The 15,654-nt window shown below is 61.3% G+C and carries 7 protein-coding genes; 1 reads left to right on the top strand and 6 read right to left on the bottom strand.

Annotation, left to right across the window (positions count from 1 at the left end):
- Nucleotides 1–39: 39 nt before the first annotated feature.
- From FYJ31_RS08465 to FYJ31_RS08440, 6 genes are all read right to left on the bottom strand, one after another.
- Nucleotides 40–1,890, bottom strand: a complete 1,851-nt coding sequence (locus tag FYJ31_RS08465; RefSeq protein WP_014485106.1) for a ribonuclease J — start codon at nucleotides 1,888–1,890, stop codon at nucleotides 40–42.
- A gap of 84 nt (nucleotides 1,891–1,974) precedes the next feature.
- Nucleotides 1,975–2,880, bottom strand: coding sequence for a 4-hydroxy-tetrahydrodipicolinate synthase (gene dapA, locus FYJ31_RS08460; RefSeq protein WP_012578306.1), 906 nt, complete (start codon nucleotides 2,878–2,880; stop codon nucleotides 1,975–1,977).
- A gap of 173 nt (nucleotides 2,881–3,053) precedes the next feature.
- Nucleotides 3,054–3,809: a 4-hydroxy-tetrahydrodipicolinate reductase gene (dapB, locus tag FYJ31_RS08455; RefSeq protein ID WP_032744803.1), complete on the bottom strand. Its 756-nt coding sequence runs from the start codon at nucleotides 3,807–3,809 to the stop codon at nucleotides 3,054–3,056.
- Nucleotides 3,810–4,145: 336 nt separating this feature from the next.
- Complete coding sequence (locus FYJ31_RS08450; RefSeq protein ID WP_174772821.1) at nucleotides 4,146–5,465, bottom strand: MFS transporter; 1,320 nt, start codon at nucleotides 5,463–5,465, stop codon at nucleotides 4,146–4,148.
- 211 nt (nucleotides 5,466–5,676) lie between these two features.
- Nucleotides 5,677–9,708: an ATP-dependent DNA helicase gene (locus FYJ31_RS08445; protein ID WP_154536475.1), complete on the bottom strand. Its 4,032-nt coding sequence runs from the start codon at nucleotides 9,706–9,708 to the stop codon at nucleotides 5,677–5,679.
- Entirely contained in the window at nucleotides 9,705–14,000 is a 4,296-nt protein-coding gene (locus FYJ31_RS08440; protein WP_154536491.1) for a PD-(D/E)XK nuclease family protein, read from the bottom strand. Before FYJ31_RS08440 ends, FYJ31_RS08445 begins: the two co-directional genes overlap by 4 nt.
- A gap of 131 nt (nucleotides 14,001–14,131) precedes the next feature.
- On the opposite strand from FYJ31_RS08440, the gene FYJ31_RS08435 reads away from it, so the two are divergent.
- Entirely contained in the window at nucleotides 14,132–15,553 is a 1,422-nt protein-coding gene (locus FYJ31_RS08435) for a serine/threonine-protein kinase (protein WP_154536474.1), read from the top strand.
- Nucleotides 15,554–15,654 lie beyond the last annotated feature (101 nt).

Here is a 15,654-nt window from a genome sequence, read left to right as displayed (position 1 = left end):
CTTCAATTACTCCTTACGGTCGTCCCTGGATAATCCGAACTACTTGGTTTCTACGGTTTCGACGTCCTGGGCGATGTCGGCCACGACGGGCACGATCATCGGCTTGCGGTGCAGCTGGCGTGCAACCCAGCTGCCGAGCGTGCGGCGCATGGTCTGCTGCAGCTTGTAGGTATCGCGCGTGCCCTGCATCATCTGGTCGTTGAGCTGTTCGACGATCTGGTGACGGACCTTGTCGAACTCGCTTTCGTCCTCGGCCACGGCGTTCAGGTAGATCTTCGGGCCGGTGACGACCTCCTGGTTGTCGGTGTCGACCACCACGAACGCGGAGACGAAGCCCTCGGTGCCGAGAATGCGGCGCTTCTCCAGCTCCTCGTCGGTCAGCTCGCCGACGGAATCGCCATCGACGTACACGTAGCCGCACGGCACGGAGCCGACGACCGCGGCCTTGCCGTGGTACAGGTCGACCACATCGCCGTCTTCGGCCAAGACCACGTTCTGCGGGTCCACGCCGGTCTTGACGGCGATCAGGCCGTTGGCCACCAGGTGGCGGTTTTCGCCGTGGATCGGCATGGCACACTTGGGCTTGACGATGTTGTACATGTACAGCAGCTCGCCCTCGTTGCAGTGGCCGGACACGTGCACGGCCGCGTTGTCGCGGTTGACGACCTTGGCGCCGAGCTGCACGAGCTTGTTGATCACCTTGTAGACGCCGTGCTCGTTGCCCGGGATCAGGGAGCTGGCGAGGATCACGGTGTCGAACTCGTTGATGTGGATGTCGCGGTGGTTGCCGTCGGCGATGCGGCCGAGTGCGGCCATCGGCTCGCCTTGGGAGCCGGTGCACATGAAGACGAGCTTGTCGTCCTGAATGTCGTTGGCCTGCCTCAGGTCCACGACGGTGCCTTCGGGGATGTGCAGGTAGCCGAGATCGGCGGCGATGGACATGTTGCGCACCATCGAACGGCCGACGAACACGACCTTGCGGCCGTACTTGTGGGCGGCGTCCACCACCTGCTGCACACGGTGCACGTGGGAGGAGAAGCTGGCGACGATGATCTTGCGGGTGGCCTGGGCGAACGCTTGGTCAAGGGCCGGGCCGATGGAGGTCTCGGGCTTGACGAAGCCGGGCACCTCGGCGTTGGTGGAGTCCATCATCAGCAGGTCCACGCCTTTTTCGCCGATCTTGCCGAATTCGACGAGGTCGGTGATGCGGTGGTCGAGCGGCAGCTGGTCGAGCTTGATATCGCCCGTGTCGATCAGGGAGCCGGCCGGGGTCTTGACATAGACGGCCAGGGCGTCCGGGATGGAGTGGGTGACGTTGACGAATTCGAGGTCGAAGGGGCCCACCTTGAGCTTCTCACGGCCGGCAACCTCAACCTTGGTGGGGTTCTGGTGGTGTTCCTTGCACTTGGCGTCCACGAAGGCGAGGGTCAGCTTGGAACCGATCAGCGGGATGTCCGGGCGCAGCTTGAGCAGGTAGGGCACGCCGCCGATGTGGTCCTCGTGGCCGTGGGTGAGCACCAGGGCGTCGACCTTGTCGAGACGGTTCTTGATGTAGCTGAAATCGGGCAGGATGAGATCCACGCCCGGCTGCTCCTCCTCGGGGAAGAGCACGCCGCAGTCGATGAGCAGCAGGTGACCGTTGTATTCGATCACGTTCATGTTGCGGCCGATTTCGCCCAAGCCGCCGAGCGGCGTGATGCGCATGGAGCCCTTGCGGTACTTCGGCGGGGCGATCAGCACGGCATCCTGCTGAGGTGCGGTGGCCTGCCGGGTGGCGTTGATCTTACGGGACGGCGTACGGCTGTTGGATCCGTTGGCGTTGCGGCCGCGCGCGGAACCGCGACGGCGAGAATTCGTGTTCTTGCTTGTTTTCTTTTGTTCTTGTGCCATAACCTTTTTGGGATTTCTGTTGTGGTGCCTCTGCTCTGTCATGCAGGGGCGGCGGGCTGGCAACCCGTATGCAGCGTTTCGGGCTTACAGCAGTCCGGCAGCGCGCATGCCCTCTTCAGCCTTGTCAAGCTGAGTGGCGTCGGGACCGATGTTCGGCAGACGCATGGTGGTGGAGGGGATAACACCCTTGACCTTGAGCGCAGCCTTGGCCATGACGGCCTGATAGCCGTCGCCATTCAACGCGTGGACAAGGGGGGCGAGCTGGTTGGCGAGGCGACGGGCGGTGGTGATATCGCCGCGATCGAATGCCTGGACAAGCTGCTGCATGGGGTTGGAGGCGACGTGGGCAATCACCGAAATGATGCCGACGGCACCGATGGAGAGGAACGGCAGGAACAGGCCGTCATCGCCGGAATACCAGGCGAGGCCGGTGCGCTGCTGCTTCTCCACTGCGGCTGCAAGATCGCCGGTGGCGTCCTTGACAGCCTTGACGTGTTCAAGTCCGGCCAGTCGGTCGTATGTTTCGACCTTGACCTTCAAGCCGGTACGGCCGGGAACATCGTAGACGATGATCGGCTTTTCGGCGGATTCGTCGACGGCCTTGTAGTGGCCGACGATACCGTCCTGCGAGGGGCGGGAATAGTAAGGCATGACGACGAGCACCGCGTCGGCGCCCGCTTCCTGAGTCTGTTCGACCATACGCACGGTGTGTGCGGTGTCGTTGGAGCCGGCGCCGGAAATCACCGGAACGTCGACGACCTCCTTGACGGCCCTGACCAGCTCGACCTTCTCATCCATATGGGTGACGGGCGATTCACCGGTGGTGCCATTGACCACCAGACCATCCGCGCCATCGGCGACGAGGTATTTGGCGAGCTTCTGCGCGGCGGCGAAATCGACGCTGCCGTCGGATTTCATCGGGGTGACCATAGCCGGCAGAATGCGGCCGAAAGGTGCTGGCTCAAGAAGGTGCATGTCATGCTCGCTCATAGTGTTCACCGTACTTCCCATTGTGGACTCTTATATTACGTACCTTGATTGTTGCTGAATGCGTGGCATTATGACCGGAACCGGTGGCAATGCCGTGATGCGCGTCCCGGCGCGCTTCCCTGACCGAATTGCGGGGTAGACTGCTGGTCGACTGCTGGTCGACTGCGGGTCGATTACAGGTCGAGGAAGTGGTCGAGGCCGATGGTCAGGCCGGCCGGAGCGTCGCCGGCGAGCTTGCGCACGGCAAGCAGGACGCCGGGCATGAAGCTGGTGCGGTCGAAGCTGTCGGCCCGAATGGTCAGCTGCTCGCCGGCGTTGCCGAAGAGCACTTCCTCGTGGGCGTTGAGGCCGCGCAGACGCACGGCGTGCACGTGGATGCCGTCGACCACCTGGCCACGTGAGCCGCCATCGGTTTCGGTGGCGTCCGGCACGGGGGCGAGTCCTGCGGCCTTGCGTGCTTCGGCGATGCCGTGGGCGGTGTGGATGGCGGTGCCGGAGGGGGCGTCCACCTTGGTGGGGTGGTGCAGTTCGATGACTTCGGCGGATTCGAAGTATTTCGCGGCCTTGGTGGCAAAGTAGTCGGCCAGCACGGCGGAGATCGCGAAATTAGGTGCGATGAAGACCTTCTGGGTTTCGGGCTTCGGGCCGTTGGCGATGGCGGATTTGACCTGGGTGAGTTTCTCGTCGGTCCAGCCGGTGGTGCCGACCACCACGTCCACGCCTTGGCCGATCAGGGTCAGCACGTTGTTCAGGCTGACGGACGGCACGGTGAATTCGACGACCACATCGGTGTTGTCGGTGGTGACCTGGGTCAGGTCGTCGCCGGCATCCAATGCGAGCGCCAGCTGCGTATCCTCGGCCTTGTTCACCGCTTCGACCACGTGCGAGCCCATGCGGCCCTTTGCTCCGACCACCGAAACCTTGATCATGTCTTCTTCCCTGTCTACCCGTACCTGCCCGGCAATGCACCCGGGACGTTTTCCAATCGGCAATCAGCCTATCACCGCCAAGCCGTCACGCCAATATCCCGTCCACAGAATCAAGCTCCCTCTGACGAGCCGAACTGTGAAGTCGAGCTCCCTCTGATGAGCCGAACCGTGAAGAAAACGCCGGAGGCGTTTTTAGGTGAGGGCGAACGACAGTGAGCAATAATTCAGTTGGCTGAAAGCCATCATTTAATTGCGTTCGAGCTGGCCGTGAAGCGGACTGAGGGAGAGACCCCGGCGAAGCCGCCAACCATCCATCGGGCGTAGCCCGATCCCGTTTCACCCACGCCGCTTGGCCAAGGCCCATCCGGCCAATGCCAATGGCACGGACGCCAGCGTGAAGATGAATGGCAGCATCATGCCCACATGAGGGTTGGAGGCGTCAAGCACAATACCGGCCACGGACGAGCCAATCGATGTGCCGACCGTGCCTGCGGTGGTTACCCAGCTCAGTCCTTCGGTCAGGGATTCCGCCGGCACAAGATCCTTGACGATGAGGTTGCCGGTGGCGAACGTCGGCGAGACGGTCAGGCCGGAGAGAATTTCGAAGACGCCCAGCAGGATGAGATTGTCCATTGACAGCCGGAAGAACACGTAGCCGATGGTCAGCAGCGACAGGAACATCACCATATGTGCCCAATGGGAGCCTTTGAGTTGGCGAGAGCCGAACACCAGCGCGCCGATGCACGAGCCGACCGCGAACATCGCCAATTGCAGACCGAGGAAGGGCTCGAGTCCCATGGATTTCATGGTGGCGGTGATGGACACGTCGAAGGACGTGAAGCTCATATTGAACACGATGAACACGGCGAGCAACGGCAGTACGCCGGTATAGAGCAATACGCTTTTGGGCTTGGCACCGCTGCGTTTGAGCTGGCGCAGGGTCAGCTGGTCGGCATCTTCGCTTGCAGCGGGGCTGCCGTCATCGTGAGCGGCCACGGTGACCTGTTCCACGATGACCGGCGGCTGGGTGGATTTCAGCGAGAAGAATATGGTGCCGCCGATGCCGCATGCCACGGTGGGCACGAACAGTTGGGATACCGGATGCACGGAGGTGGCCAGCCAAGCCGCCAGAATCGGCCCTAGAATAAAGACGATCTCGTCAATGGCGGCTTCCATGGCGTAGGCCGTGTTGAGCAGCTGTTCGCCATCTTCCACACCGCGCAACGCATAGGACCAGCGGGTTCGGACCAATGCACCGAATGAGAACTGCGTCAGACCCATGATGATGGCCAGGGCGAACAGCAGCGGAATCGGCACGCGCACCAACGCCGCGAAGGCGAAGGCGAGCATGGCCACGATCTGCACGGCGAGCGCAAGCCGGCCCACGCGGGCTTGGCCGAAACGGTCGAAGGCGCGGGCGTAGAACGGGGTGACGCAGCTCATGGCCAGCACATAGGAGGCGCTCATGGTGCCGGCGATGGTCCAATTGTCGTAGAGATGGTTGAGCGCCAGAACGATGCCGAGACTCATCATGGAGATCGGCAATCGTGCCACCGCGCCGGACAGGCAGAACGCCTTGGCTCCGGGCAGCATGAACAGGCGCTGGTAGGGCGAGTGGGCAGCGGACGACTTCGAAACCGCGCGAGTCGTGGACACAATAACTCCTTACTGGTGCGTTGTCCGGCACGTGCGCCCGCCCACACGTGCCATCCGAGGGTAGCGGTTCCCGAGCAACGTCACGCGGTGCGTTTCAACCGCGGACCGGTACATGGCCAGTCGTCTTCATCGTCGGAGATGCCTTGCGATGCATAAGGTCTCTCCGCCGGTGAAGGCCGTCCGATGGTGCACAGGTCATGAGCCTTTGGGCTCAGTCGTTGTCAGATTGTTCGGGAATGCCGGAGCTCAACTCGGTAAGGATTTCCTGTTTGGTTTTCGCACGGGCGTGAAGCTCGCGCAAGCCCTCGTCGGGCTCACTGACATAGTAGAGAGTGGCGTCGATACTGTCCAATTCCACACCTTCGACCGCTGCCAGCAGCAGTCGGTACATGTCGAGCTGGGCGAGTTTGTGGGTGATGTCGTCTGGCTTGGTGGGCCGACGACCGGTTTTCCAGTCGACCACGGTAAAGCGTGCGGTGGTGCTGGACGGGTCAAGTCCACCGATGAATACCGCATCGAGTTTGCCATTGACCAGGCCCACGCCCGGCACGTCCACGACGATGGCACGCTCCGTCCACGCCGGGATGCGCTTGGCCCACGATGATTCGGCCAGTCTGCGCTGCCACGCCACCAGCTTGGACTCGGTGGCATTGTCGCTACTTATGGAAGTGGCGGAGGCGGCGGATGCGGCGGATGTGGATTGTTGAGCCGTGGACTGTGGGACAGCGGGCTGCCGTGTGGAGGGCTTGCGACATTGCCGCTCCCGTTCGGCCAAATCGGCCAACATGGCTTCCCGGGAAACGAATCCCGCATCCTGACCTGTATGCGGCATACTTGATTCGGCTTCATATGCCAGTACCGCTTCATCCGGTTTACCGGCATTGATGAATTGCTCGGCCCACGCATGGAACTGCGTGCCGGCTTCGGCCGCCGGAGACGATATTCGTGGAATCGGACGGATAATGCTACGCCAGTAGAGGCGCTCCTCCCGTTCGCTCATGCCACCTACGCGGGCTTGCAGGCTTGTCACGTTCTGGCGTCCGGCGGCCAGAATGCGTTGCGCCTTGGCTTTGACTGCCTCATCAAGCGACTGGCCGCTGGCGGCATCGGCCATCAAATCGGCGTCGTCCACCAGCAATTGCGCCCGTTGCAGCAGCGGGCCGGCGTCTTGGTGCTGCTCAAGTGACGAGGAATCTGCGGCGATGACATCGATGCCACGTGACAACTGTTCATGCACCGCGTCGCTGAGGGTAGCCGGCCACGGCAATTCGACAGCGGCATCCGTCTGCGTAATCGGCGTTTGCCATGACTCCCCCACCACGGCGTCACCGTATGCCGCGGCATGCTCTCCGATAAAGAACCCTTCGGGAGGGGCAATCGCTTCGCCTTGCGCCGAGATCAGCATGGGCTTCCCGGCATTGGCGGCTTGCAGACGTTCCACACAGTCCTGAGCCGATATCGCATGTTCACGGGCTTGGAGCGCGTCATGCACTTCAAGCCAGAAATTGGATGGCTGAGCGGCGCGAGAGCCTTTGGGCACCACTGACGGGTCCCGCCCGGATTCGCCCGTATAGGCGCAATAGGTCATCAGGGCATCTTCCCGCGCACGGGTAAGCGCCACATACATCAATCGACGTTCGTCGGCATGCAGCCGGCGCCCATATTCCTCCGCCTGCGTCAAATACCAGCCGGATGCATCCACTTCTTCCACGCCATCGCCGAATTCGCGCATGGAGCCGAACACTTCATCATCGATAAGCTCCACATCATCCAAAGCCGCCAACGATGCGATGGGGTCGGCTTCCACATCGGCATCATGGGGGAATCGCGGCAGAATGCCGGCATCGGCGCGCATAGGCACGGGTACGGCGGTGGGGTTGGTGAGCCAGGAGTCGGCGGTCTCATGATATTCGGGTGCGGTCCAGCGACCTTGCTCGGTGCCTCCCGTATGGTGTTCGTCCAGCACGATCTTGAGATGGTCGCCCTGATTGCTGGGGAATCCGCCGGCGGTAAGCCCCACTACCGCAACGGCATCCCATTCCAACCCTTTGGACTGGTGTACGGTCATCAGTTCCACATCCACCGGAGCGTCGGGGAGACTGGCGGCTTCATCCTCCACCGAAGCCAGATGATCCACCCATGTGATGAACCCATGCAACGAGGGAGTTTGCTCAGCGGCAATCTCTTGCGTGTACGTATCCACCAAATCCACAATCGCATCCATAGGCATATGCGCCAAAGCGGGATTGGCGCGGTGCTGCGGATTATGCAGCACACCGGCCAATACGGTGTCGATGTCAAGATCCAACGCTTCTATGCCGGCGCGAATCACGTCGCCCAGTGGCCGCCCGACGGCATCATGCACCTGACGGAGCATCACCGCGGCCCGGGTTATGGCGTTGCGCCCGTGTGCGCTCAACCGTTCAAGCAGTTTTACCAGATCGCCGCGTAGCAATACGTCTGGCAGGAATACCGCATTGGCCACCTGATCGCGGTACTCACGCACCACAGCCGCCCATTCATTCGCTGGTGTATCCGGTTGGGCAAGGCCGGCCTGCACCAATGCTTGGAAGCGTTGTTCCATGTTCTGTTCTTCAGCAAAACGGGCCAACATGGTCAAATCCGCTGCGGACATGGTGAATCGTGGCGTGGCCAGCAAGCGCATCAGCGATCCCGTATCGGTGTGGTCGGCGGCCACGTGCAGCAACGCCATCAGATCGCGGATTTCCGGACGTTCCAGCAGCGCGGAATAGCCGACCACGAATGTGGTCAATCCGGCCTGTTCCAATGCCGCCTGATATTCGGGCATATGTGATTTGGACCGAAACAGCACGGCGACCGGCGCTTTCTGTTCGCCCGGCATCTGTTCCTGTTGTTCGGCTGCGGAACGGTGCCGTGCGATGGCCGTCTTGCAGAAACGCACTACGGCGTCGATCTCCTGCCCGGCCGTGGCGAAGCCCAGTACTCCCAATGTTCCTTCGGGGGCATCAGGCATGGGGTCGAGCGATGAGACATCGACCTCACGCATCAATGCGCTTGAGGGACGCGACGGATTGGAGCGCAACGGCAGCGTGAGATTATTGGCGGCTTCGAGTACTATACGGCTGTTGCGCCTGGTGACGGACAACGGGAATGGCTTGTATCCGGCAGGCAGGTGGAAATCTTGCTGGAACATACGGAATGCACCAGGGCTGGCACCACGCCATGCGTAAATCGACTGGAACGGATCACCCACCGCGTTGACGGCGGACCTCCGTGACGCATCCACATGGAACAGTGCTGCCAGCAGAGCGGCCTGCGTGGTGGAGGTGTCCTGATATTCGTCGAGCAGCACATGGCTGTACCTGCGGCGCGTGCGCTCTCCGATGGAGGGGAAGCGCTCGATAAGCTGATACGCGGCAATGGTGAAGTCGGAGAATTCGGCCATATTGCGTTCCCGCTTGGCTTGGGCATAGGCCTCCACCAGCTGGAGCAGAATATCGCGTTTGCGCGTGGTCTCCAGCAGCGCACCGCAATGATAGGTGCAACGGGCGTGCAGATGTTCGGCACGGTCATCGAGCTTGGCTTGCCAGCTGGCGTCGGTATCTTTCTTCAGTCGTCTGATCTTGGGGATTTTCGGCTCGTCCTCGGGCATGGGTTCGTCTGCGACGGCTTGTTGCAATCGATTGATGAATGCCGAATCCCATTGCCGTACTCGATTGATCGCATCATCGAAGCTGGTGCAGCCGGCACCGATCATGGCACTGCCAATGGCATCCGACAACGCCAGAACACGGTTCGCCAAACTGGAGAAGGCGCCAAAATCCTCACTGAACGCCAGATCCATGTGACTGTCGATGACTTCGGTGGCCAGTTGAAGCGCTCCGGCTGCGCTCAATGGTTGCGTGTTCTGATCGAATCCGACAAGCAGTCCATATTGGCGCACGATGGTCTGGAAGAAGGCGTCATACGTGAAAATGGCCGGCTTGAGGAATGCCCGATCAGACACCGTGGCGGTCGTAGAGCCCGCCATATCACCGGCCACTGCGGCGGAGACGCGTTCCAGCAGTTCGCCTGCGGCCTTGCGTGTGAAGGTCAGGCCAAGGATGCGTTCAGGTGCCACACCTCGATTGATAAGCGCGATGATGCGTTGGGTCATCGTAAAGGTTTTGCCGGAACCGGCACCGGCAACCACCAGTACGTCAGCATTGACTGGCGCATCGATGATGGCGGCCTGTTCCGCACTGGGAGTGAACGCGCTCATGCTTGCCTCGTTTCGAAAATCGTGTCGATCTGGCCTGCACAGGCAGGGCAGACGTTCTTCATACGGCAGAATCCGATATGGGTGTCTTGCGGATGGGCCTCGATGATGGCTGATCTGCTGGCCGCCGCGGCATAGAATACGCGGGCAATCATGGTCAGCGACCATAACGTCTGCGTACCGGCGAGCGCGGCGAATTGCGCCCACGCTTCGGCACTCACACCTTCGGGAGGAGTAGCCGGATCTATGGCGGGTATGTCGAAGAAACGGTTGGGGTCTTTATACCAGTATCGTGGCGTGAACGGTTCGGCATTCAACGAACCATCAGTGAACAGCGGCGGCTGGAAGGCACCTTCCGGAGCATAGCTTCTGGCTGGTGCCGTATTCTGCCCGACATGGAACAGCGCGCTTTGGCTGATATGCGGCATTGCGGCAAGTGCCTTGGCACCGCGCGGCCCGTCTTCGGGGAATACGAGGCCAAGCTGATAGCATACGAGCTGCAAATCATTGAAAATCTGTTTGACCGTGGGCGTTCTGCCTGTTTTGTAGTCAATGAGGCGAATGCATTCGCCGCCGTCTGCGAGTACGCGGGTTTCCATACGGTCGATGCGCCCGGACAGTCTCACGGTCAGATGCTCGTCCATGCCTTCCGGCCATCCTCCGACCAGTGCTCCCATCAGACGGACCAGCGTGTTCCGATCAATCGGGTGCATGCCGGGCACGGCATTGTATGCGTCGAGTATGTCACACACATCGAATCGTGCGGCAAACTCCCGTTCGCATTCGGCACCGGCCAATGCGCCAATGCTGAAGTTGCTGGAGTTCTTGCCAAGATACGTTTCCGGATCGGCGTCGCTGCGCACAAAGTAATCGGCGATGTTGCGCAGGGCATCCGCCGCGGACTCGTCCTTACGGGTGGCCTCATAGCGGTTCCGGGTGTCGGCTATGGCATTCGGATCAGGACGTTTGCTCTGATAGATGGCATTAAGCCGTGCCGTGACAGCCTCGATGCGGCGTTCCGTGCCGGCCGTGGAGTCCAAGCCCAGTGTGGCCAACACCTGGGCATTGTGGGAAAGATGGTCCAGCCCTTCCTCGCTGCCTTGCTGCGCAACCGCATGGATGAGGGTTCCGAAACTGGTGGCCACGGAGCTGGGGCGAGGACCGGCGAACCGGTTCTCCAGCATCCAGCACACCGGGCACGCCCATAGGCTGTCGACCGCCGATGGAGACAGGGTGACCATGAGTGCGGCCTGCGCATCCGTCTTGCCCTTCCCTGTTTGGATACCGTCAGACTGTACACCGCCAGATGACGCGCTGTCGGATGAGGCACTGTCAGATGAGGCATCGCCAGATGATGTGCCATCCGATTGGGCCGGCGATTCCACGAACGCCCAGCTCTGCGGATTTGCGGCGCGCACACCATGCTCTGACAGGAGTGTCAACGCAACCGCGGCGTCCTTTGCGGCAGCCTGCTGCGGTTGAGCAGTGGCCAGAACCGCGCGGGCGGCGCTGACCAACCCACGTGGGTCGGCGTCCAATCCGGCCAGATCATATTCGGCGAATCCCGCATGTGCCCCCACTGTGGTGAAAGGCGCCTGTTGCCGGTTGCGCGGATAGTATTCCGGCAGATACCCGAAAAGAAAGTCCGATGGGCTCATGCTGTCGTTCCATACCGCGCTGATCATGATTCGCCGTGCACGGGTCAGCGCGACCAGGAAGCTCTTCTTCTCGCCCGACAGCACAGCCGCGAACCGCGGATCATGACCGGTTTTGTCGCTTTCTTCAAGCGCTCCCCTCAGCACGAGCTCGGCAAGGTCTTCACCACCGAACATGGTGTTGCGCCCGGCGAGGTTCGGCCACACGTCTTGCTGGACCACCGGTATCCACGCATATTCCCAGTGGCGTCCGGCCGCGCCTGCCGGCGTGGTCAATGTCACCGCGTCTTCCACCGGCCCTATTTGGGCCAAGGAATCGGCCTGCACTTCCATGCCCCGAACCTGTGCCATGAATGACGTGACGTCTCGGCTGGCGGTGGAATCATCGGCGAACTGGAACAGGCGCATTGCCGCGTCCAGCCGGTCATTGGCCGTACGCCCTTCTGCCGTGTTGAATAATGCCGCACGCTGCCAGACCGGTGCCAGACCGGTGGCGTTCCACGCAACAGACAGCGCATAGCGCGGCTGTACGCGCTGGCTTGCCGGCAGCCGCTCCAAGCCGGAAGCAACGCTGCCCACCAGATGCCACAGGTTCGCAAAAGCGCGGGCCTGAGAGTCGTTGCCGAGCACCGCGTGGATGGATGCGAGCGCAGCCTGCGCCGGCGCGGCGGCATCATCAACGGCAAGCATCACGTATAGCGCGTCAACGCCAAAGGCCAAGTCATCGTCGGAGGGCTCACTGAGTATTTCGACAGACACTGGCGACGAAGTCACTGGCGACGAAGTCACTGGCGACGAAACCGCTGACGTCGAGACCACTGACGAGGATGTGTCACGACCTGTTTCATGCCGTGTTTCACGGTATGTTTCACGCAATGTTTCCCATGCCGTCGTCAGAGAGGTCAGCATGGCATCATCCGTGGCGAGATGCGCCAGCGACTCCAACGACCCCATGGCCGATTCGATCGGCGCAAGCCTTGCGGGACGCCCCTGACCGGGTCTGGCCCCGGCACTCACCAACGGGCCGTCCATCAACGTGGCCACTCTAGTCCTTACATATGCCGCGCAGGAAGCCAACGTCATCTGACATTCCGCCATTCCCTCGGCACGCAATCGGGCAAGCTCCACAAGCGCGAACAACCCCTGCACGAAAGTCTCGTCCTTCAAAGGACGGGTAACCGACGAATACCGCACCGGCACACCATCTCGGCGCAGTCGTTCGCCGAACAGCCGCACGGCGGCATTGTCGTGGGCGATGACCGCCATGTCGTTCCACCGAATATGCCGGTCAAGATGCGCCCGCTTGATGCGCCAGACCACATCATCCAGCTCCTCACGTGAGGATCGGTACAGGCCGGCGGTCACTGTGCCGTCCGACTGATAATTCGCTGCATCGACTCCGCCCAGTATGGCGGTCAGCTTGCCGGGACGCTCGGCCGGAGGCAGCGGCTCGTCTTCCGGCGAGGGAATCGACAGCGAAATACGAGACGCGATCACATCAGCCATCGTCATGTGCGACTGATCAGCGCCGGTACTGCCGCCCACCAGCTGTTCTTCCTTGGCTTTCAGCCGCCCTTCCACGGCACGGCGCATCAGATATTCCGGATACGATCCACGGAAGGTCTGCACCGATTCATCCGAGTTGCCGACCAGCACCAACTTGACGCCGGCATTCCCCAACTCCTCCAAGAAGCGCATGCCGGCCAGCGTGGTGTCTTGAACATCATCCACAACCAGCAGCCGGGGCAAGCCCAACGCCTCCATACGCATAGGCCGGCCGGAATCATCCGCATGATCGGCGGCGAATGCCTCATGCACCACACGAGCGCCTGCCACCAGCAAATACGAGGCATCCAAACGGTATTGCCCCGGATATGCCGCGCTTTGGGCTGCAATATATTCACGGCGCAACGCGAAAGCCAAACGCCATTGCACCGACAATCGCGCGTCCTCCGTCACGGCGTCCAAAAGACGTGGCTCTTCGTGAACGCCTACACCGAGCTCATCCAATCGGGCCAGCATATCGCGCAACTGGCTGATAAACGCATCTGAAATACCTCGAGTGAACCTATCCGCGCTGGTCGAGCCGCCTGCCGACGTCGGAGACGGTGAATCCGACCCTTGTTTCAAGAGGCTTGATTGTGCGGAAGCAGCCGAGCCGGGCATCTCGCCGGCACCGGCATCGCGTATGAGTTTCGCCCAGTCATCCTGGGCAAAGTAGATGCGTAGCAGATCACAGGTGCCGCAATCATCTCCCGCTACGGCATGGCGCAGATGCACGGCCATGACTTGACGCAGCAAAGCATCCTGTTCCGCACCGTTCAACAATCGAGGCGACGGCAATCCAGTTCCCTCGCGCGAAGCTGATATGGCCCGGAATGACACGGCACCCAGCGTGGTGACCGGCCTGGCCTGCACGGAAAACCCGAGCTCACGAATCACCCGATTGCCCAATGCGTCGGCGGCCACACGGCCGGATACGGCCATCACCACCTGCGCGCCACCGTAGCGGCGCAGCCCCGCCATCAACACCGATAAGGCGAATTCAGTTTTGCCGCTTCCAGGCGTGCCGACAATCAGCCTCGCCGCTCCATCACGGTCGATGCCGTCCAGCACTGTTCCAGGTTCAAGTCTCGTCATCATGGCTCCAGCCTAAACCCGACCGTCACAGAGGGAAAAATTTTACCGAACCCGACGAAGAATCGTACCCTTGACGGTATCCTGTAGAACGAACGCAGGGAGAGTGCATTTTCCAAGGAGGGAGGGAACAGATGGCCAATATTCCGATGAGGCCGCCGAAACTGCCCGGATATGATTTCGTCCAGATGTTGGGAAGCGGTGCCACCGCCACGGTGTACCTATATAACCAGCGTATGCCCGCACGCCCGGTGGCGGTAAAGGTCAGCGCCAAAACCCTTGACCCACGGGCCGCTGCCCTGTTCAACCGCGAGGCCAACTTCATGGCCAAGCTGTCATCCCACCCGTACATTCTGCCGGTATATGGTGCCGGCGTCACCTCCGATGGCCATGGCTACATCGTCATCGAATATGCGCCGGGCGGCACCTACAACAGCATCATGAAGGCCCGGTCCATGACCTGCGAGCAGGTACTCGACCTCGGCATCAAGCTGTCAAGCGCGCTGTTCACCGCGCATCGCAGCAATATCATCCATCACGACATCAAGCCCAGCAACATTCTCATCACCTCGAAGGGCTTGCCTGTTCTGGGTGATTTCGGTATCTCCACCGATGTGTATGACCGTACCGAAACCGGATTCTCGCCGCCGTGGGCACCGCCTGAAGTGCTTCGGCATCTGACCAATGGTTCGGAAGCCGCCGACATCTATTCACTGGCGGCCACCCTGTACGCCATGTTCGTCGGCTGCTCGCCATTCCAGCACGAATATCATCCGCGTTCGCAATCGGAACTGATTTCGCTGATCGTCAACCAGCCATTGCCTCGCCTCAACCGCCCCGATGTGCCGGCCGATGTGGAAGCGGTGCTGCGCCGGGCCCTGAACAAGGACCCCGACCAGCGGTACTACTCCGCGTTGGAGTTCGCACGTGCCATGCAGCGTGCGCAATTCGCATATTTCGGGCATGCCACTCCCGTTACCGTGGAAGGGATGCCGGCCTACCCCAAAGACATCGAGCGTCGGCGCCGGGCCACGGACCAGCGAGATCAGATCACCCATTCGTCACGGCGATGGGTCAAACCGGTGGGCATTACCGTCGGTATACTTGCGGCAATCACCGCGGCGGCACTGATATTCGCCTTCGTGGTCGTTCCCCGCATGGACAGCGCCACCGGATCAGATACCAAACAGGTGGCGACGCCCGGCACCAAGGACGATGACAACAACCGCAATAATCAGGATGACGTGATCACCGATACCGCGAACGCCCAGATTCCTTCCCCGGAGAATCTGAACGGCACCTATGCGGCGGATGGGTCATCCGTGACGTTCACCTGGACGAATCCAGACCCGCAAAGCGGTGATACCTATGCGTGGGCCATAGTGCAGGGCAGCAATACCGACCAGAGCGCGCAAACCGTCACAACGTCAGATCCCACGGTGACCGTCAACGCGCAGGAAGGCTCGCAGACCTGCATTCAGGTGTCCATTGTGCGCAAGAACCGCCAGATGTCCGTCAGCCCCGCCATCGCCTGTGCGGCCAAGCCGCAAGAGTGATCCGCTCGCCACTGCCGGGCATGCCACCTTGGCATTGCGTATCGCATCAGGCAGCGCCCGGCAGTGGCGAATTCACCAAATGGGCAACAGGAACGGCAGGT

Origin of the sequence: Bifidobacterium sp. WCA-178-WT-4B (assembly GCF_009696495.1) — a bacterium.
Lineage (GTDB): Bacteria > Actinomycetota > Actinomycetes > Actinomycetales > Bifidobacteriaceae > Bifidobacterium > Bifidobacterium infantis.
This window is presented reverse-complemented; position numbering and strand designations above follow the sequence as displayed.

Excerpts from the sequence above, each read along its gene's own strand:
- FYJ31_RS08465 (WP_014485106.1), bottom strand. The coding sequence starts at position 1,890 with ATGGCACAAGAACAAAAGAAAACAAGCAAGAACACGAATTCTCGCCGT.
- FYJ31_RS08435 (WP_154536474.1), top strand. The coding sequence starts at position 14,132 with ATGGCCAATATTCCGATGAGGCCGCCGAAACTGCCCGGATATGATTTC.
- FYJ31_RS08445 (WP_154536475.1), bottom strand. The coding sequence starts at position 9,708 with ATGAGCGCGTTCACTCCCAGTGCGGAACAGGCCGCCATCATCGATGCG.
- dapA (WP_012578306.1), bottom strand. The coding sequence starts at position 2,880 with ATGAGCGAGCATGACATGCACCTTCTTGAGCCAGCACCTTTCGGCCGC.
- dapB (WP_032744803.1), bottom strand. The coding sequence starts at position 3,809 with ATGATCAAGGTTTCGGTGGTCGGAGCAAAGGGCCGCATGGGCTCGCAC.
- FYJ31_RS08440 (WP_154536491.1), bottom strand. The coding sequence starts at position 14,000 with ATGACGAGACTTGAACCTGGAACAGTGCTGGACGGCATCGACCGTGAT.